We start from the raw sequence: 18,902 nt of genomic DNA, 5'->3' as shown, positions 1-18,902 counted from the left end.
GAGCGTGGCGGTCACCGACGCGGCCATCGACAAGATCAAGCAGATGATCCTCTCCGGCGAGCTGGCCCCCGGCGACAGGCTGCCGAAGGAGTCCGACCTCGCCGAGCGGCTCGGCCTGTCACGCAACTCACTGCGCGAGGCCGTACGCGCCCTCGCCCTGATCAATGTGCTCGACGTACGCCAGGGCGACGGCACGTACGTCACCAGCCTGGAGCCGCGACTGCTGCTCGACACCATGTCGTTCGTGCTGGACCTGCACCGCGACGACACCGTTCTGCAGTTCTTCGAGGTGCGCCGCATCCTTGAGCCCGCCGCTACCGCGATGGCCGCCGAGCAGATGACCGAGCCGGAGATCGAGGAGCTACGCGCGATCCTGGAGGCGCTGCCCCCCAACCCCACGATCGAGCAGCTCGTCGCCAACGACCTGGAGTTCCACCGGCGGATCGCGGTGGGGTCGGGCAACAGCGTGCTCTGCTCGTTCATCGAGAGCCTGTCCGGCCCGACCACCCGGGCCCGCATCTGGCGCGGCCTGACCCAGGCGGGCGCGATGGACAAGACCCGGGAGCAGCACGCCGCGATCTACGAGGCCATCGCCACCCGTCAGTCCGACGTGGCCCGGTCCTGGGCCACGGTGCACATCGCGGGCGTGGAGTCGTGGCTGCGCAAGGTGCTGCCCTAGGGCGTGCCGAGGTCGATGGCGTTCGGGTCGGGCAGGTCGCGGGGCAGCTTCTTGGCGTCGGCGTAGTCGATGACCTCGCCGGCGGCCGGCGGCGCGATGATCTGCCAGCGCCCCCAGTCGGAGTAGCGGGTGTCGACCCGTTCGAGCACCTTGCCCGTGGTCGAGAGCGTCTTGGTCGACAGGCGCTGGATCAGGCCGTCGCCGTCGGTCCAGAGCCGCCATTCGATCTTGGTCTTGGCGTTGGCCTTGCGGGTCACGCCCTCCGGGTCGAGGACGTAGTAATTCTTGTTCACCTTGCTCAGCTCGGCGTAGGTCACGTCACCCTGGTAGAAGTATCCGCCGGAGACGGGCTTGGCCTTCGCGCCCTTCAGCGTGACCTTCAGAACCGCCGGGTCGAACACGTTGATCGTCTGGTCGGTGGTGAAGTAGGCGGGCTCGGCCTTGAGCTTGGCGCCGTACTTCAGCCCCACCCAGTTCTTGTCCTTGACCAGCGTGGAATCGCTCAGATAGAGCGTGTGGCCGGCCACGATGAGCCCTGCCTCGGACTCGAGGTCCTTGTACCGGCTGTCGTCGATGACGCCGCGTCCGATGACGTACGCCGCCACGGGTCCGCCGGGCCCGAACTGCACCTGCGCATGACGCCGCAGTCGCTCCGTGCTGGCGCCCTGCCGGGAGATCTCGGTGAAGTCGACGCCACGCTCGGCGCGGAACTGCTTCTTGAGCGCCTGCACCGGGTCCGGAGCGGCGCTGCTCTGCGCGGCCGCGGCGTTCGGCGCCCACACGAACAGTGCGGCGGTCGCCAGGACCATCCAACGTCTCATGGGAGTCTGCATCCTCATACGGGGCTGGGGGAGAGATCATTTTCGCACGGGGTTACGGGGTAGTACGCCGATATGGCTGACAAACTCTCGAAATATCGGAGCAAGCGGGACGCCAGCCGTACCCCGGAGCCCGTCCCCCAGACGCCCCCGGAGCCGCAGGGCGGCGACGCCTTCGTCATCCAGGAGCACCACGCTCGCTCCCTGCACTGGGACCTGCGCCTGGAGCACGACGGCGTGCTGGCCTCCTGGGCCGTCCCCAAGGGCCTCCCCGACGACCCCGGCGCCAACCACCTGGCCGTGCACACCGAGGACCACCCCATGGAGTACCTCACCTTCCACGGCGAGATCCCCCAGGGCGAGTACGGCGGCGGCACGATGACCATCTGGGACCAAGGCACCTACGAACTGGAGAAATGGTCCGACCGAGAGGTCAAGGTCGTCCTGCACGGCTCCCGGGCCGGCGGCCGTTTCGCGCTGTTCCAGACCGACGGCAAGAACTGGATGATCCACCGCATGGATCCCCCGGCCCACGACCCGCTGCCGGACCTGTCCCCCATGATCCCCACCGAACACGCCCGCCCACCCCGCGACCCGACGGCCTACGCCTACGAGTTCGCCTGGGGCGGACGCCGCCTCCTGGTCCCCATCGAGGGCGGCCGCACCACCGCCGCCCGCGAGCACCCCTGGCTGCGCCCGCTGGCGGAGTCGTTCGGCAGCAGGACCGCCCTGCTGGACGGCGAACTCACCACCCTCTCGGGCGCGGAGGTGCTGGTCTTCTACGACCTGCTGTACGACGACGGCCACTCCCTGGTGAACCGGCCCTACACCGTCCGCCGCGCCGCCCTGGAAGCACTGAACCTGTCGACCGCCCACTGGCAGACGGCCCCCTCCTGGCCCGGCCAAGCCCACCCGGTCCGCCAGGCGGCCAAGGACCAGGGCCTGCCCGGCGTGGTCGCCAAACGCCTCGATTCCCCGTACGAACCAGGCGAGTCAACAGCCTGGCTCTTCATCCCCTCCTGAGCGACCGATCCACCACCGACCCAGCGACCAGACCACCACGCGAGCGGCGACCAGCGCGTCAGCACTAGGGCGACCGTTGTGTCAACCAGATAGCGGCGAGCATGCCACGATTCGTCATGTGACCAAGACGCCGATGGGCAGGGCGCTCCCACGACACGCCAGGCGAATGGTGAATGAGGCGCTCGGCGACACGCGAGTGGTTCTGGTCAACGGCGCTCGCCGGGTCGGAAAGAGCACCTTGGTGAGAATGACGGCCGGCGGACGAGGGCCGACAGAGTGGCGAGATCTCGATGCCGCGATGCACAGGTGTGCAGCCCAGGAAGACCCTGACGGCTTCGTGGCCTTCGCTGAATCCATGGTGATCGACGAGGTACAGCGGGTGCCCGATCTGGTGCTCGCCATCAAATCGCAGGTCGACAACGATCCACGACCAGGTCGCTATCTTCTGACAGGTTCGTCACGGCTGCTTGCCCACCGTGACCTGCCCGACACGTTGCCCGGGCGCATGGAGACCATTGAGTTGTGGCCCCTCTCGCAAGGAGAGATCGAGGGCGCACCGGACGGCTTCGTCGACGCCGTCTTCACCGAAGGACGAGGAGCCGCGCTGCGGCACAGCTCCCAGGTCTCGCGGAACGACTACGCCGAACGACTTGTCCGAGGCGGCTTTCCTGAGGCGATTTCCCGGAAGAGCCCGCGAAGCAAAAGACGTTTCTTCGACTCCTACCTCGGCGACCTGATAGCGCGCGAGGTGCGGCAACTCGCCGAGATCGAGCGAACAGGCGAGCTTCGTGCCCTGATCCAGCTTCTCGCCGCCCGATCCGGACAGCTTCTGGTCGGTGCCGCCCTGAGCCGTGAACTGGGCATATCAGCGAGCACGGTCCACCGCTACCTTGCCCTTCTGGAAGAGGTGTTCCTGATCAAGCGGATTCCAGCCTGGTCGAGAAACCTCAGCAACCGCGCCATCGCAACGCCCAAAGTGGCGTTCGTCGACTCAGGAGTGGCGGCGAATCTCCTCGGCGTGGACGCTCGTGGCCTGATCCGGCCCAACACCGTCTTCGGCCCGCTCCTGGAGGGGTTCGTGCTCATGGAGCTGGCCCGTCAGCTCACTTGGGCCGACGAGCCGGTGGAGCTGTACCACTACAGGACCAAGGACGGGATGAAGGTCGATGCGGTGCTGGAGCACCGGCAGGGGCGGGTCGTCGGCATCGAGGTCAAAGCGTCCTCCACGGTCCGGGCGGACGACTTCAGAGGGCTGCGACATCTCGCCGATCGCCTCGGGGAGGATTTCGTCGCCGGAATCGTGCTCCACACAGGAACACTGACTCTGCCTTTCGGCGACAAGATGCGGGCCATGCCCGTGAGCGCACTGTGGGAGGTCGGGTAGGCGATAATCGGCCGGTGCGAATTACCGAAATATCCCCCGGCCAGGCCGGTCTGCTAGAGATGCAGCACGCGGCGTACGCCGTGGAAGCGGAGATCATCGGCGATGACCGGATCCCGCCCCTGCACGAGACGCTGGACGACCTGCTGGCCCTGCCGCTCGCCTGGCTGGGCGCGTTCGATGACGAGGGGCCGCTGGTCGGCGCGGTGGCCTGGGCGCAGACCTCCGATGAGGTGGACCTGGACCGGCTGATCGTGCACCCCGGCGCGCATCGGCGGGGGATCGGGCGGACGCTGGTCAAGGAGGTCGTGGCCAGGGCGGGGGCGCGCCGGATCGTGGTGTCCACGGGGCGCGACAACGTGCCCGCGCGGGCGCTGTACGAGGGGCTCGGGTTCACGCCGCAGGGTGAGGCGGAGCCGGTGCCCGGACTGTGGATCGTGCACTACGCCTCCTGAAGCAGTCCTTCCGCCCGTAGGTCGTGCCAGAGAGCGTCCGGGACCGGGCGCTGCCGCAGGGCGGCGTTCGTACGGACTTCTTCGGGGGTGCGGGCGCCCAGGACGACGGCGGCGATCGCCGGGTGGCGGAGCGGGAAGGCCATCGCCGCCTGCGGCAGCCGGACGTCGTGCCGTTCGCAGATCGCGGCGAGGCGGCGGGCGCGCTCGATGATCGGCAAGGGAGCGGGGGCGTAGTCGAAGGTGCCCGAAGGCTCCGGGGTGGCCAGCAGGCCGCTGTTGAAGACGCCCGCCGCCAGCACCCGCACGCCCCGCTCGGCGCAGGCGGCCAGCAGAGGCAGGCCCGACTGGTCGAGCAGGGTGTAGCGGCCGGCCAGCATGACCACGTCGAGGTCGGTCTCCTGGACGAACCGCAGCGGCGCCTGCCACTGGTTCATGCCGACCCCGATCGCCTTGACCACACCCTGCGCGCGCAGTTCGGCCAGCGCCGGGTAGGCCTCGGCGATCGCCTGGTCGACGTGCGCGTCCGGGTCGTGGATGAGGACGAGGTCCACCTGGGGCAGGCCGAGCCGCCCCAGTGACTCCTCCAGGGAGCGGCGTACACCGTCGCGCGAGAAGTCCCAGACGCGCTCGTACGTGGCGGGCACGTCGAAGCCCTCGTCGTCGCGGCCGCCCCGTGAGGAGGGCACGAGCAGGCGGCCGACCTTGGTGGACAGCACGTAGCCGGAGCGGCCGGCGAGCGCCGCGCCGAGGCGGCGCTCCGACAGGCCGAGCCCGTAGTGCGGCGCGGTGTCGAACAGCCGTACGCCGCCGTCCCAGGCCGCGTCGATGGTGGCCTTCGCCTGCTCGTCGGTCAGCGCCTGGAAGAGGCCGCCGATCGGCGCGGTGCCGAGCCCGTGACGGGGCAGTTGGATCACATCAGCTCCCGGAGTGGTACGCATTGCCGCGAACCGCCGCTGCGGCGCCCCGCAGTGAGGCTGGGACCGGGCGCGTCGGCGAGCTCATCCTGGATGTCACCTTCCCGGGGGCCGGAGGCGGAGGCCCTGCATGCCGCCGTCCACGGCCAGCGCGGTCCCGGTGGTGGCGCCGGCTTCCGGGCTCGCCAGATAGGCGATCGCCGCCGCCACCTCGTCGGCGCTCACCAGGCGGCCCATGGGCTGGCGGGCGCTCAGTGCCGCCCGTTCGGCCTCGGGGTCGTCGGCCGCGTCGAGGAGCCGGGCGACCCACGGGGTGTCCGCGGTGCCCGGGTTGACGCAGTTGACCCGGATGCCGTCGCGTACATGATCCGCTGCCATCGCGAGCGTGAGCGACTGCACCGCGCCCTTGGTCGCGCTGTACAGGGCGCGGCCGGGCAGGCCGGCCGTGGCGGCGACCGAGCAGGTGTTGACGATCGCCGCGTGCTCGGACCTCCTGAGGTACGGCAGCGCCGCCCGGCTCACCCGGACCATGCCGAGCACGTTGACGTCGAACACCCGGCGCCACTCGTCGTCGTCGTTGTCCTCGACGGTGCCCTGCGCGCCGATGCCGGCGTTGTTGATCAGGATGTCGAGGCCGCCGAGCCGCTCGGCCGCCTCCGCGACGGCCTGGCGTACCCGCGCGTCGTCCGTCACGTCCACTGTGATGCCGATGAACGGCTCGCCGGGCGGGTGCAGGTCGAGGCAGGCGACCCGTATCCCGCGCCCGGCGAGCAGGGTGGCGGTGGCCAGGCCGATGCCGGAGCCGCCGCCGGTAACGATGGCTTTGAGGCTCATGCCCGGGTCCAGACCTCTCCGCCGGGGTAGGTGTGGGCGGTGATCGACTCGGCGTGCATCTCGGCGCTGAACCCGGGGGCCGTGGGCGCCCGATAGCGGCCGTGCTCGATCACCACCGGGTCGGTGAAGTGCTCGTGCAGGTGGTCCACGTACTCGATCACGCGGTCGTCCATCGAGCCGCTGACGGCCACGTAGTCGAACATCGCCAGGTGCTGCACCAGCTCGCACAGCCCGACCCCGCCCGCGTGCGGGCAGACCGGGACGCCGAACTTGGCGGCGAGCAGCAGGATCGCGATGTTCTCGTTGACGCCGCCGACGCGGGCGGCGTCGAGTTGCAGGTACGACAGCGCGCCGGCCTGCAGGAGCTGCTTGAACACGATCCGGTTCTGGACGTGCTCGCCGGTGGCCACCGGGATGGGCCTGATGCCCTCGGCGATGGCGGCGTGGCCGAGCACGTCGTCGGGGCTGGTGGGCTCCTCGACCCAGTGCGGGCGGAACTCGGCGAGCGCGCTCACCCAGGCGATGGCCGAGCCGACGTCCCAGCGCTGGTTGGCGTCGATCGAGAGCGGGAAGTCGGGGCCGCACACCTCGCGGGCCACGGTGAGGCGGCGGATGTCGTCGGCCAGGTCGGCGCCGACCTTGAGCTTGATCTGGCCGAAGCCCTGATCCAGCGCCTCCTGGCAGAGGCGGCGCAGCTTGTCGTCGTCGTACCCGAGCCAGCCTGGGGAGGTGGCATAGGCGGGATACCCATCGACCATGAGCCGATTTATCCGCGCTTCCTTGCTACTTTCCGCATTTTTCAGGATCTGGAGTGCTTGGTCCGGGGTCAGCGCGTCGCTCAGATACCGGAAGTCGACCAGGCCGACGATCTCCTCCGGAGACATCTCCGCCAGCAGCCGCCACAGCGGCTTGCCCGCCCGCCTGGCCTTCAGGTCCCACAGGGCGTTGACCACGGCGGAGATCGCCATGTGCATGACGCCCTTCTCCGGCCCGAGCCACCGCAACTGCGAGTCGTGCACCAGCTCCTTGTAGAGCCCGCCCAGGTCCTCGACGTCCCGCCCGATCACGTACGGCTCCAGCGCGCCGATCGCCGCCGTCTGCACGTCGTTGCCGCGCCCGATGGTGAACGCGAACCCGTGCCCGTCGAACCCGTCGTCCGTCGTCAGCACCACGTAGGCCGCGGAGTAGTCGGGATCGGGGTTCATCGCGTCGGACCCGTCGAGCTCCCGCGAGGTGGGAAAGCGCACGTCATGCGTCCGCATCCCCACGATCCGGTACGCCCCCGCGCCGGGCGCCGTCATGCCTGGCCCATGGTCTGCCGCTGTCTGCCGAGTCCGCCGATCTCCAGCTCCACCACGTCCCCGGCCCGCAGGTAGGGCTGGCCGGGCATGCCCATGGCCACTCCGGCGGGCGTGCCGGTGTTGATCACGTCGCCCGGCTCCAGCACCATGAACCGGCTCAGATAGCGCACCACCTCGGCCACGTCGAAGATCATGTTCTTGGTGTCGCCGTTCTGGCGCAGCTCACCGTTGACCCACAGGCGCATCGGCAGCGCCTGCGGGTCGCCCACCTCGTCGGCGGTCACCAGCCAGGGGCCCATCGGGTTGAACGTCTCGCACGACTTGCCCTTGTCCCACTGGCCGCCGCGCTCAAGCTGGAATTCCCGCTCGGACACGTCGTTGGCCACCGCGTACCCGGCCACGACGCCGAGCGCCTCTTCCCTGGACTCCAGGTAGCGGGCCCGCTTGCCGATGACGACCGCGAGCTCCACCTCCCAGTCGGTCTTCACGCTGTCGCGCGGCACGAGCACCTCGTCGTACGGCCCGACCAGGGTGTTGCTCGCCTTCATGAACACCACGGGCTCGGCCGGCACGTCGGCGCCGGACTCGGCGGCATGATCGCTGTAGTTGAGCCCGATGCACACGATCTTGCCCGGCCGCGCGATCGGCGCGCCGATCCGCAGCCCCTCGGCGTCGATGACGGGCAGCGCGCCACGGTCGAGCGCCTCGCGCACCCGCGCCACCCCGCCGGAGGCGAGGAACGCCCCGTCGATCTCGGGCTCTCCGATGTCGCGCAGGTCACCGGCGTCGTCCATCACCACCGGTCGCTCCTGACCGACGGCTCCTACTCGCAGCAGCTTCACAGCAACGCATCCTTCGTCAGACATCGGATGTCTCTACCTCCAGATGCTGGTGGTGAGACGGCGGGCATGTCAAGAGGTCGCCATCCCTCCTTGACGGTCGTACAGTGCCGTAATAGAACACGTTGCAGTACCCCAAAACCAAGCGCTTGATCAAGAGGGTGAACCGGGTGCACATCGACCTCGTCGACCAGGACAACTACGCCGCAGCTGGGCCGCCGCACCAGCAACTCGCCTGGCTGCGCGCCAACGACCCCGTCCACCGGCACCCGGGTGAGCCGGACTTCTGGGCGGTCACCCGTTACGAGGACGTCGTGCACGTCTCCCGGCACTCCGAGCTGTTCTCCTCCGCCAGGAAGCTGGCGCTGTTCAACGAGATGCCCGAAGAGCAGATCGCGATGCAGCGGATGATGATGCTCAACCAGGATCCGCCGGAGCACACCCGGCGGCGCTCGCTGGTCAACCGGGGCTTCACCCCGCGCACGATCGGCGCCCTCGAACAGCACATCCGCGACATCACCGACGACCTCCTGGACAAGTGCGGCAGCGAGGCCGACTTCGTCACCGAGGTTGCGGCCCCCCTGCCGCTGTACGTGATCTGCGAGCTCCTCGGCGCCCCCGTGACCGACCGCGACAAGATCTTCGCCTGGTCCAACCGCATGATCGGCGCCCAGGACCCGGACTACGCGGACTCCCCGGAGGAGGGCAGCAACGCCGCCATGGAGGTGTACGCCTACGCCAACGAGCTCGCCGTCCAGCGCAAGGCGAACCCCCGCAACGACATCGTCAGCAAGCTCCTCCAATCCGACGAAGCGGGCCAGAGCCTCGACGAGACCGAGTTCGACCTCTTCGTCCTGCTCCTCGTCGTGGCCGGCAACGAGACCACCCGCAACGCGGCCTCAGGCGGCATGCTCGCCCTCTTCGAGCACCCCGACCAGTGGGCCCGCCTGGCGGCCGACCCCGGACTCGCCGCCACGGCAGCCGACGAGATCGTCCGCTGGGTCTCCCCCGTCAACCTCTTCCGCCGCACCTCCACCGCCGACCAGGTCCTCGGCGGGCAGCAGATCAAGGAGAACGACAAGGTCGTCGTCTTCTACTCCTCCGCCAACCGCGACACCAGCGTCTTCCCCGACGCCGAAGTCTTCGACATCGGCCGCTCCCCCAACCCGCACATCGGCTTCGGCGGCGGCGGCGCCCACTTCTGCCTCGGCAACCACCTGGCCAAGCTCGAACTCCGCGTCCTGTTCGAGCAGCTCGCCCGCCGCTACCCCAACCTCCGCCAGACCGGCGACGCCCGCCGCCTGCGCTCCCACTTCATCAACGGCATCAAGGAACTCCCGGTCAAGCTGACCTAAGACGCGTCTCGGGTGCTGGAGCCGCCGACGCCTCGCACAGCGACTCACGGACGGCTCCGGCGCCTCGCACAGCGACTTGCGGACGGCTCCGGCGCCTCGTCACGGTGACGCCGTCGCGTGGCGGCCGGGGCGATCAGCCCACCGCCCCCTCCATCTGCAACTCGATCAGACGGTTGAGCTCAAGGGCGTACTCCATCGGCAGTTCGCGGGCGATGGGCTCGATGAAGCCACGCACGATCATGGCCATCGCCTCGTCCTCGGACATGCCGCGACTCATGAGGTAGAACAGCTGCTCCTCGCTGACCCGGGACACCTTCGCCTCGTGCCCGATGGACACGTCGTCCTCGCGGATGTCCACGTACGGGTAGGTGTCGCTGCGGCTCACCCGGTCGACCAGCAAGGCGTCGCACTTCACCGTGGCAGCGCTGTGGTGCGCGCCCTTGTTGACCCGGACCAGGCCCCGGTAGGACGTACGGCCGCCGCCCCGCGACACCGACTTCGACACGATGGTCGACGCCGTGTGCGGGGCGAGGTGCAGCATCTTCGCCCCGTTGTCCTGGTGCTGCCCCTCACCGGCGAACGCGATCGAGAGCGTCTCGCCCTTGGCGTGCTCGCCCATGAGGTAGACGGCCGGGTACTTCATCGTCACCTTGGAGCCGATGTTGCCGTCGACCCACTCCATGGTCGCGGCGGCCTCGCACATCGCGCGCTTGGTGACGAGGTTGTAGACGTTGTTCGACCAGTTCTGGATGGTCGTGTACCGGCAACGGGCCCCCTTCTTCAGGATGATCTCCACGACCGCGGAGTGCAGCGAGTCGGAGGAGTAGATCGGCGCGGTGCAGCCTTCGACATAGTGCACGTAGGCGTCCTCGTCGACGACGATCAGGGTGCGCTCGAACTGGCCCATGTTCTCGGTGTTGATGCGGAAGTAGGCCTGCAGCGGAATCTCGACGTGGACCCCCTTGGGCACGTAGATGAACGAGCCGCCCGACCACACCGCGGTGTTGAGTGCCGAGAACTTGTTGTCACCTGCGGGGATCACGGAGCCGAAGTACTTCCTGAACAACTCGGGCTGCTCCCGCAACGCCGAGTCGGTGTCGAGGAACACGACGCCCCGCTCTTCCAGGTCCTCTCGGATCGAGTGGTAGACGACCTCGGACTCGTACTGGGCGGCAACGCCGGCGACGAGGCGTTGCTTCTCCGCTTCGGGGATGCCGAGCCGGTCGTAGGTGTTCTTGATGTCGTCAGGCAGGTCTTCCCAGGTGGCCGCCTGCTTCTCGGTCGACCGGACGAAGTACTTGATGGTGTCGAAGTCGATCCCTGACAGGTCGGCGCCCCAGGAGGGCATCGGCTTCCTGCCGAACAGCCCGAGTCCCTTGAGCCGGGTCTGCAGCATCCAGTCGGGCTCGCCCTTGGCCGCTGAGATGTCCCGTACGACGGCTTCGGACAGACCTCGCTGGGCGGCCTGCCCCGCCACGTCGCTGTCGGACCACCCATAAGCGTAGTGGCCCAGGGCGTCGATCTCCTCTGCCTGGGTGCGGACGTGGTCGGCGGCGGTCGTCATGAGGTGCTTCTTTCCGGTCCCCTGCTTCGGACCCATGCGGTAACGGTGGGAGAGCCCCTGAGCGCGCGTCCGGTGGCGTGGGTGCCACTCTTCGCGGACAAGTCACCAGCATGCGGACCTCACAGTGGCCGCAGCAAAGAAATGGCACGCCTCCGACAGGGGTTGGCCAGATTTCTCGACAACTGCGCCTTATTTCGTATTCCGGCTACGGACTGCCCGTTCAGGTGAACGCGGACCGTATGACCTGCCCGACCATGGGTGCGCGGTCGAGCTCCGCTCTGACGTCCGCGAGGGTCTGGGCGGCCAACGCCTCGTAGTAAGCCTGTTCCGCGCGGCGCATGGCCGTCTTGACGGGACATGGACCGTCAGGTGGCGGAGAGAGCTCGCCGATCTTGCCGCAGCAACGGATCTCGGTGCAGTGAAAGAGGTACGCGTCACCCTCGATGGCTTCGACCACATCGAGCAGAGTGATCTCACCGAGCGACCTGGCCAGGCGGAAGCCACCACGCGGCCCAGGAACAGAGGTCAGGAGTCCCGCCCTGACGAGTTGCTGCAACTGCTTGATCAGGTAAGGGGCCGGCAGCCCGTGAGCCTCGGCGAGCTGACCGCTGCCCACCGGGCCGCCACCGATCATGTCCAGGTTGAGGAGTGTGTGAAGGGCCCACTCGACGCCCTTGGCCATTCTCATGATGTGGACATCATATGTCCGGGACCCAGGTGTCGCCCAGCTGCGGCCTCTAATCTTGACATTTGATATCCAGGATATATAACGTCCAGGATGTACGGCGCGGACCGCGGTCCATGAGCCCGGGAACAGGTCCCGGCGGCGACGTCCGTACTCACGTCAAAGGGGAGAAGGCATGAAGGACATCCTGGTCATCGGTGGCGGTTTCGCCGGCGTGTGGAGCGCGGCAGGAGCTGTTCGCGCCGCGCGCGCGGCCGGAAGCGCCGGGGAGGAGCTGCGCGTGACCCTGGTCAGCGGTGGCGACGACCTGGTCATCCGCCCGCGTCTGTACGAGGACGACCCGGAGACCATGCGCGTGCCGCTGGACCGCGTCCTCGGCCCGATCGGCGTACGCCGCCTCACCGCGACCGCGACCGATATCGACACCGAAGCCCGTACTGTCCGCGCCGTCGGGCGGGAGGGCGCCGGCTTGACCCTGTCCTACGACAAGCTCGTGCTGGCGACCGGCAGTCAGCTGGTACGCCCCACCTTCCCCGGCGCGGGGGACGTCTTCGACATCGACACCCTGCCCGCGGCGGCCGCGCTCGACCACCACCTGCGGCGGCTGCCCCAGCGGGAACCCTCCGACGGTCAGTACACGGCCGTCATCGTGGGCGCCGGCTTCACCGGCCTGGAGATCGCCACCGTCCTGGGTGAGCGGCTGCGGGCGATCGCCGACGAGCAGGGCGCCGGCGAGACAGTGCGGATCGTCCTGGTCGACCGCGCAGAGGTCCTCGGCCCAGAGCTAGGCCCAGGACCTCGCCCGCACATCAACGGCGCGATCGACCAGCTGAAGATCGAACGGCGTCTGGGCTCCACCGTGTCGTCGGCGACCCCCAAGAAGGTCGTTCTCTCGGACGGCGAGATCATCCCCGCGGCGACCGTCATCTGGACGGCCGGCATGGCCGCGAGCCCCCTCACCGCCCAGATCCCGGGCGAACGCGACCAACTGGGCAGGCTGACCGTCGACAGGTACATGCGGGTGATCGGAGTCCCCGACGTGTACGCGGCCGGCGACACCGCCGTGGCCGCCGCCGAAGACGGGCACTACACGATCCAGAGCTGCCAGCACGCCCAGCCGATGGGAAAGTGCGCCGGATACAACGTGGCAGCCGGACTCCTCGGCACCGACCTCCTGCCCTTCACCGCCGACCCCTACAGCAACGCTCTGGACCTGGGGTCCGCCGGCGCCGTCACCACGAACGGCTGGGAGCGTACGGTCACGGCGACCGGCCCCGAGGCCAAGACCATGAAGCAGGACATCAACACGAAGTGGATCTACCCGGCGGTCGACGACCCGGAGCAGATCCTCGCCCAAGCGAGCCGCCTCCTCAACGGTTGACGGCCCGCACCGTCGGCATCCTCCCGGCAGGGTCATCCAGCGCGCTGACGCCCGCCGGGAGTATGCCCGTAGGTGCGGCGGAACACGCTGACGAACGTACTCGCCGCACTCCACCCACAGCGGTGCGCCACCGTACTCACCTGTGCCCCGTCGGCCAGCATGCGCAGAGCGTGGTACAGCCTCAGTTGGGTCCGCCACTGCACGTAGCTCATCCGCATTTCCTCCCGGAACAATCGGGCCAAGGTCCGCGCGCTGGAGCGACAGGCCTGAGCGAGGTCTTCAAGATCGAAGGTCGTGGACAAGTTCTCCTCGACCAGCTTGCAGGCTTCGATCAATCGAGGATCGCGCGGCGCGGGAAGCCGGATCGGTTGCTGTGACGACACGTCCAACTGATCGATGAGCACGGCCAGCAACCGTTCGCTACGCCCAGGCTCTCCCGTGCCGTCCGGTTGTTCGGTGTAGTAGATGATCAGCTCGCGCAACAACGGGCTCACCTCGACCACCGCCGGCACATCCACGTCCAAGGGGTTGCCTGTGGCAGGCAGGCCGACCCCATGGAATTTCGTCGGTCCGTAAACGCGATGTTGGTGGGTCGCTCCTGCGGGAATCCAGATCGCCCGATTCGCAGGGGCGATCCAACTCCCCGCGCTCGTGGTGACTGATATGACCCCGGTGCTGGCGTACACCACTTGATGCTCATCGTGCACGTGGTGGGCGATCACCGCACGCGATGGGAGCTCCAGGACCATGGTCGCGGAATCCCACACTTGGCTCGAATTCTGCATAACGTGGCATTATATCGCCGGAGGAATTCATCGAACTGAGAGAAGAAGCCGAGGCAGCCGGCTTTCTCGGCCTCATAGCAGGCCACTCGTTCCTCCTGGGTCGGAGCGTCATAGCAGGAAGCGGAAGAGCGGACTGGAGGCGTCGATGCGTTCGATCCGGAGCGGGGCGGCCTCCATGCGCTTCAGCAGGCTCGGCAGATCGTCGGGACTGGCCAGCTCGATACCGACCAGGGCGGGGCCGGTCTCGCGGTTATTGTGCTTGACGTACTCGAACAGGGTGATGTCCTCGTTCGGGCCGAGCACCTCGTCGAGGAATCGGCGTAGCGCGCCCGGCTCCTGGGGAAACTCGATCAGGAAATAATGCTTGCGCTCCTCGTGGATCAAGGCACGCTCGACGACCTCGGCATAGCGGCTGACGTCATTGTTCCCGCCGGAAAGCACGCAGACCACTGTGGCGGAGTCCGGGATCTCCACCATTCCGAGAGCGGAGCCGGCGAGCGCACCGGCAGGCTCGGCGATGATGCCGTCATTCTGGTAAAGGGCCAGCATCTCGCTGCACACTCGACCTTCCGGCACCGCGACGAGCTCAACATCGGAGGCGGCGATGATCGGGAAGGTGACGTCTCCGGCTCTGCGCACGGCGGCACCGTCGACGAAGGTGTCGATCTCGCTCAGGGTGACGGGCTCGCCGGCCGCGAGTGCCGCGGCGACGCCGGCCGCTCCCTCCGGCTCAACGCCGATGACGCGCGTCCGTGGGTGCCGCTCCTTCAGCCACGCGAGGGAGCCGGCCAGCAGCCCTCCTCCGCCCACAGGCAGCACCACCACATCCGGGCCGGCACCAAGTTGCTCCACCGCCTCGCGGATGACGGTCCCCTGGCCGGCGATGGTCCGCGCATCGTCGAACGCCGGCACGATCGTCGCGCCGGTGGCACGGGCATCGGCGGCCGCGGCGGCCGCCGCCTCGTCGTAGGTATCGCCGCCCAGGACGGTTTCGATCATGCTGCCGCCCAGCGCCGCGATCCGGTCGCGCTTCTGGCGCGGCGTCGTGCGCGGCAGGTACACCCGCCCGTGTACGCCGAGCGCCGAGCAGGCGTAGGCCACACCCTGGGCATGATTGCCCGCACTGGCGGCGACCACCCCAGCCGCTCGCGCGACATCGTCGAGCTGCGCGATCAGGTTGAACGCGCCACGTACCTTGTAGGAGCGTACGGTCTGTAGATCCTCGCGTTTGAGCCACACTTCGGCGCTCGTCGCATCGGAGAGACGTGTGTTGCGTTCGAGTGGCGTCGTCCGCACCACACCGGCCAAGCGGCCTGCGGCCTCATCCACGGCATCGGCGGCGACCGGAGCGCCGCTCGTCGTCATCGCCCTGTCCGCGGCTCGATCGGCGCGATAGCCCTGCGACAGCGGTAGCGAGCGTCAGGCGGCGGGTCAGAGACGAGCACAGGTTGCGGAATCACCTTCTACCTAATAGCTGATCTGGGCAGACGAGCCAACTTCAGCCCCTCCGATGGCTGGATTCCGACAGAACTTGGCCCGTCAGTCGAAAGCGGTCAAGCCCGTCGTCTTCGAGTGGGCAACGGGCCGAGTTTCCTTTTGGGACTGGTTGGCAGGTCGGGCGTTCCCCATACTTTCCGGTACGACCCGCTCGCTGCCCGGGGAGGCCTCCGTGACGACGCCTGCTACCGGAGTGACCTCCCTGGTCGGGCGTCTCCTGCTGCTGGGCCTGGCCGTCGTGCCGCCGTCAGTGGCGGCGGTCTCACTCTGGGCATGGGTCCGTGGCCATGTCATCGGCGCCGTACTGATCGTCGCCGGCTACGAGGTTCTCCTTCTCGTCGGCGGGTTCGCCGGCAAGGTCTTCGGCGATCTGCAGGACCGCTGGGTGAAAGTCACCGCGGACTGGGCGGACGAGACGCTCCGCCGTACCTCCGCCCGCTTCCAGCGCGACTATCGGCGGCAGGTACGGGAAACCGTCAGATTCGTCGACCAGAAGGGCTTCATCATCCGTGGTGACGCGCCCGAGCTCGAGCACATCTACGTTGATGTCAGTCTGGAGTCACGACCGCCTCGCGAGGACGCCGGTGGCCTGGTGACCGACCTCCCGCAGGTGTCGAACCAGCGCCGCTCCCTGCGCACCTTCATCCAGCGCGAGAACCCGGCCGTGCTGGCCCTCATCGGCGCCCCTGGCACCGGGAAGACGACGCTGCTGCGCCACACGACCCTGCGGATGTGCTCAGACAGATCATCTCGACGCTCCCTGCCTGTCCTGCTCTACCTGCGTGACCATGCGGCAGCCATCGTCGCACGGCCCGACATAGGACTGCCTGAGGTCATCGTCACCCGGCTCGGACACCTGCGTGAGCAGGAGCCGCCTGGCTGGTTCGACAGGCAGCTGAGACGAGGGCGGTTCGTCATCATGCTGGACGGCCTGGACGAAGTGCCCCGTGAGGAGCACCGGCAGCGCGTCATCGACTGGGTGGATCAGCAGATCGCCGAGTATCACCGCAACGACTTCATCATCACCAGCCGGCCCTACGGCTACCGTCAGTATCCGCTGAACAGCGCGGCCGTGCTCCAGGTGCAACGCTTCACGCCCGAACAGACCGTGGAGTTCGTACGGGCCTGGTACCGCGCGGCCGACCGGCTGACCGATCATGCGGCGCGATCGCGTGGGCGTCCCGAGGCGCTGCTGAGCCAACTGCGGCGCAACGCCCACCTTTATGAGCTCGCAGCCAACCCGCTTCTCCTCACCATGATCGTCAACGTGCACCGCATCCGCGGCGAGTTGCCCGGCACCCGGGCGGAGCTGTACGCGGAGATATGCCGGGTCGTGCTCTGGCGGCACGACTACAAGCGGTCGGCGGAGCCCGGCGACGGCTCGCTCGACGGGGAGCGTAAGGAGCGCATTCTGCGCGAGCTGGCCCTCACGATGATGCGGGAAGGGACGCGAGACCTCCCCCGGTCCCAGGCGCTGGACCTGATCGACGCGTTCCTCGCACCGCAGCCGCCGGACGGCTCCGCCGACACCTCGGCCCCGGACATGAGCGCCGGCTCACCGGCCGGTGAGCCGGCCCCGGGCACGTCGGCGAACGAGCTGCTCACGGACATGGGGACCAGTGGGCTCCTGCTCGAACGCGAGGTCGGCACCTATTCGTTCGCACACCAGACCTTCCAGGAGTATCTCGCCGCTGCCTACATACAGGACCATCCGGAGCTGGAGAGCATTCTGACCGGCGCGGTGGACGACCCCTGGTGGCGGGAGACGACCCTGCTCTACGTGACCCGGGCCGACCCCACCGGCATCGTCCAGGCCTGCCTGGCCTCCAGCTCGGTGCCGGCGCTCGCGCTCGCCTTCGACTGCGTGGACGAAGGACGCCCGGTGTCGCCGGACGCTCAGGCAGCGCTGGACCGGCTGCTGGATGACGGGTCGAACGCGAGCGACGAGCGCACCCGCCTGCTCGCCGCGATAACCGTCACGCGCCACCTACGGGAGGCCGTCAGGGTCCAGGAGCGGACGTGGGTGTGTGCCCGGCCGATCACCCCGGAGATGTACGGCAGGACCGGTCTGGCCACGCGCGCCGGAGCCCTCGTCTGGGCCGGGCCGACCGCCCGGAACCGCGGCGACGATGACCCTGTGCCTGGGCCGCTATGGCCTGCGGACGTCGCCGCCCTCATCGACTGGGTGAACGCCCTGGTCCCCGGAGGTCCCACCTATCGGCTGCCCACCGTGGAGCTGACGCGCGAGCCAGGCTTCGCGCTGGTCACCGCTGGGGATGCGCGCCCGGTCTGGGTGGCGTCCGCATCGTCGCTGCCGGACCTCCAGGTGGCCGGCGAAGTCGCGCATCCGTTCGCGGCGACCCCCGAAGAGGTGGACGACCAGGTGCACACGGACCTGCGGGACTCGAAGGTCCGGGATGCGACCCTCATCGCCTGCCTGCTCTACCGAACGCATCTGTGCAACGCGCTCAGCAACGACACGATCCCCTTCGCGGCTCCCTTTGGCGATCTGTACCAGCTCAGTGAGTTCGCCGCCCATCCACGCCGGGCCCTCGAACGCGACCTCGTCAGCCATGACCTCCGCGGCACCGATCACCTGCGCGACCGAGTGGACAGGTTTCTCACTGCTGAAAGTCACCTGCTGGCGTTCAACATCGGCCAGGTCCGGAGCCTGATGCGCCACCTCACCCGTGATCGTGACCTGGCCCGCGCCGGAGAGGTGGACCTGTCGGGCGATCGCCGCAGGTGCCTGATCAGCAGCATGTCGATCTTTCTCTGCTGCTGGCTCGCGGCCGCGACGCCTGACTCGGCCGATGAGGACCGGTCCACGCAGGCATCGATCTTGCAACCTCCCAGCAAGCAGGCGACCCTGTCACAGCTGGTCCGGCCCTTCCGCCCCAAGACCGCCGTACCACCGTCGACGCCGGACGCACTCCTCGTCAGGATCCAGGCAGCCGTCGAGAATCTCGGCCACGTCGTGGACGCTGACAAGGCGAACGCCGATCTGGGCATGGCCTACGAGGTGGCGCAGGCCATGCGGACGATCGCCTGCGACTCGCTCGGCGGATCCGGCCGGTTCGACCCGGACGCGGTGCGCTGCGTCCGGCTCGGTGCGATGGCGGTCGCCACCGCTGCCGCGCGCGTGCTCGGGACGAGCGACATCACCAGAGACTTCCGGGCGATAGCCACGGGGATCACCGCGTTGGAACGACGTGCCACGGATCCGGCACGTTGGCGCGACGCGGTCATCCTCGTCCGCTCCTGACGATCGCCCGCCGCCGCAGCACCGGCCGCGCCGCCGGCAATCGTCCGCTCCTGAGGATCGCGCGCCGCCGCGGCACCGGCCGCGCAGCCGGCACAGATCGAGCTCTGAGAAGCGCACGGGCACGTC

At 68.5% G+C, this 18,902-nt stretch carries 16 protein-coding genes; 7 read left to right on the top strand and 9 right to left on the bottom strand.

What is annotated here, in order from left to right; all coding sequences use genetic code 11:
• The first annotated feature begins 4 nt into the window (after positions 1-4).
• Entirely contained in the window at positions 5-679 is a 675-nt protein-coding gene (locus IEY87_RS00540) for a FadR/GntR family transcriptional regulator (RefSeq protein WP_189136458.1), read from the top strand.
• On the opposite strand, the gene IEY87_RS00535 is transcribed toward IEY87_RS00540, so the two are convergent.
• Complete coding sequence (locus IEY87_RS00535) at positions 676-1,500, bottom strand: hypothetical protein (RefSeq protein WP_189136457.1); 825 nt, start codon at positions 1,498-1,500, stop codon at positions 676-678. The genes IEY87_RS00540 and IEY87_RS00535 overlap by 4 nt on opposite strands.
• A 72-nt stretch (positions 1,501-1,572) precedes the next feature.
• On the opposite strand from IEY87_RS00535, the gene IEY87_RS00530 reads away from it, so the two are divergent.
• The 3 genes from IEY87_RS00530 to IEY87_RS00520 all read left to right on the top strand — a co-directional run bounded on the left by IEY87_RS00530 (position 1,573) and on the right by IEY87_RS00520 (position 4,356).
• Positions 1,573-2,520 (top strand): DNA polymerase ligase N-terminal domain-containing protein, encoded by a 948-nt coding sequence (locus tag IEY87_RS00530; RefSeq protein WP_189136456.1) that lies wholly within the window; start codon positions 1,573-1,575, stop codon positions 2,518-2,520.
• A 118-nt stretch (positions 2,521-2,638) separates the two neighbouring features.
• Positions 2,639-3,904, top strand: coding sequence for an ATP-binding protein (locus tag IEY87_RS00525; protein ID WP_225276868.1), 1,266 nt, complete (start codon positions 2,639-2,641; stop codon positions 3,902-3,904).
• Positions 3,905-3,918: 14 nt separating this feature from the next.
• Entirely contained in the window at positions 3,919-4,356 is a 438-nt protein-coding gene (locus IEY87_RS00520) for a GNAT family N-acetyltransferase (RefSeq protein ID WP_189136455.1), read from the top strand.
• Here IEY87_RS00520 and IEY87_RS00515 read toward each other — a convergent pair.
• The 4 genes from IEY87_RS00515 to IEY87_RS00500 form a co-directional block, all read right to left on the bottom strand.
• Positions 4,344-5,270, bottom strand: a complete 927-nt coding sequence (locus tag IEY87_RS00515; RefSeq protein WP_225276869.1) for an aldo/keto reductase — start codon at positions 5,268-5,270, stop codon at positions 4,344-4,346. The genes IEY87_RS00520 and IEY87_RS00515 overlap by 13 nt on opposite strands.
• A 96-nt stretch (positions 5,271-5,366) precedes the next feature.
• Positions 5,367-6,104 (bottom strand): SDR family NAD(P)-dependent oxidoreductase, encoded by a 738-nt coding sequence (locus tag IEY87_RS00510; RefSeq protein ID WP_189136453.1) that lies wholly within the window; start codon positions 6,102-6,104, stop codon positions 5,367-5,369.
• Positions 6,101-7,405: an L-fuconate dehydratase gene (locus IEY87_RS00505; protein ID WP_189136452.1), complete on the bottom strand. Its 1,305-nt coding sequence runs from the start codon at positions 7,403-7,405 to the stop codon at positions 6,101-6,103. The genes IEY87_RS00510 and IEY87_RS00505 overlap by 4 nt, the downstream gene beginning before the upstream one ends.
• A complete protein-coding gene (locus IEY87_RS00500) occupies positions 7,402-8,247 on the bottom strand; it encodes a fumarylacetoacetate hydrolase family protein (protein ID WP_189136451.1) in 846 nt (281 codons plus the stop codon). Before IEY87_RS00500 ends, IEY87_RS00505 begins: the two co-directional genes overlap by 4 nt.
• Positions 8,248-8,393: 146 nt before the next feature.
• On the opposite strand from IEY87_RS00500, the gene IEY87_RS00495 reads away from it, so the two are divergent.
• Complete coding sequence (locus IEY87_RS00495) at positions 8,394-9,599, top strand: cytochrome P450 (RefSeq protein ID WP_225276870.1); 1,206 nt, start codon at positions 8,394-8,396, stop codon at positions 9,597-9,599.
• Between the two features lie 133 nt (positions 9,600-9,732).
• On the opposite strand, the gene sufB is transcribed toward IEY87_RS00495, so the two are convergent.
• Positions 9,733-11,163, bottom strand: coding sequence for a Fe-S cluster assembly protein SufB (sufB, locus tag IEY87_RS00490; RefSeq protein WP_189137250.1), 1,431 nt, complete (start codon positions 11,161-11,163; stop codon positions 9,733-9,735).
• A gap of 220 nt (positions 11,164-11,383) precedes the next feature.
• Positions 11,384-11,851 (bottom strand): RrF2 family transcriptional regulator, encoded by a 468-nt coding sequence (locus IEY87_RS00485; protein ID WP_189136450.1) that lies wholly within the window; start codon positions 11,849-11,851, stop codon positions 11,384-11,386.
• Positions 11,852-12,023: 172 nt separating this feature from the next.
• Between IEY87_RS00485 and IEY87_RS00480 the strand changes: the two genes are divergently transcribed.
• Positions 12,024-13,229 (top strand): NAD(P)/FAD-dependent oxidoreductase, encoded by a 1,206-nt coding sequence (locus IEY87_RS00480; RefSeq protein ID WP_189136449.1) that lies wholly within the window; start codon positions 12,024-12,026, stop codon positions 13,227-13,229.
• Between the two features lie 32 nt (positions 13,230-13,261).
• Here IEY87_RS00480 and IEY87_RS00475 read toward each other — a convergent pair whose 3' ends face one another.
• A complete protein-coding gene (locus IEY87_RS00475) occupies positions 13,262-14,014 on the bottom strand; it encodes an AraC family transcriptional regulator (RefSeq protein WP_189136448.1) in 753 nt (250 codons plus the stop codon).
• 108 nt (positions 14,015-14,122) lie between these two features.
• Positions 14,123-15,379, bottom strand: coding sequence for a threonine ammonia-lyase IlvA (ilvA, locus tag IEY87_RS00470; RefSeq protein WP_189136447.1), 1,257 nt, complete (start codon positions 15,377-15,379; stop codon positions 14,123-14,125).
• 304 nt (positions 15,380-15,683) lie between these two features.
• On the opposite strand from ilvA, the gene IEY87_RS00465 reads away from it, so the two are divergent.
• Positions 15,684-18,776, top strand: a complete 3,093-nt coding sequence (locus IEY87_RS00465; RefSeq protein WP_189136446.1) for an NACHT domain-containing protein — start codon at positions 15,684-15,686, stop codon at positions 18,774-18,776.
• Positions 18,777-18,902 lie beyond the last annotated feature (126 nt).

It is taken from the genome of Nonomuraea glycinis (genome assembly GCF_014646515.1).
GTDB lineage: Bacteria > Actinomycetota > Actinomycetes > Streptosporangiales > Streptosporangiaceae > Nonomuraea > Nonomuraea glycinis.
This window is presented reverse-complemented; position numbering and strand designations above follow the sequence as displayed.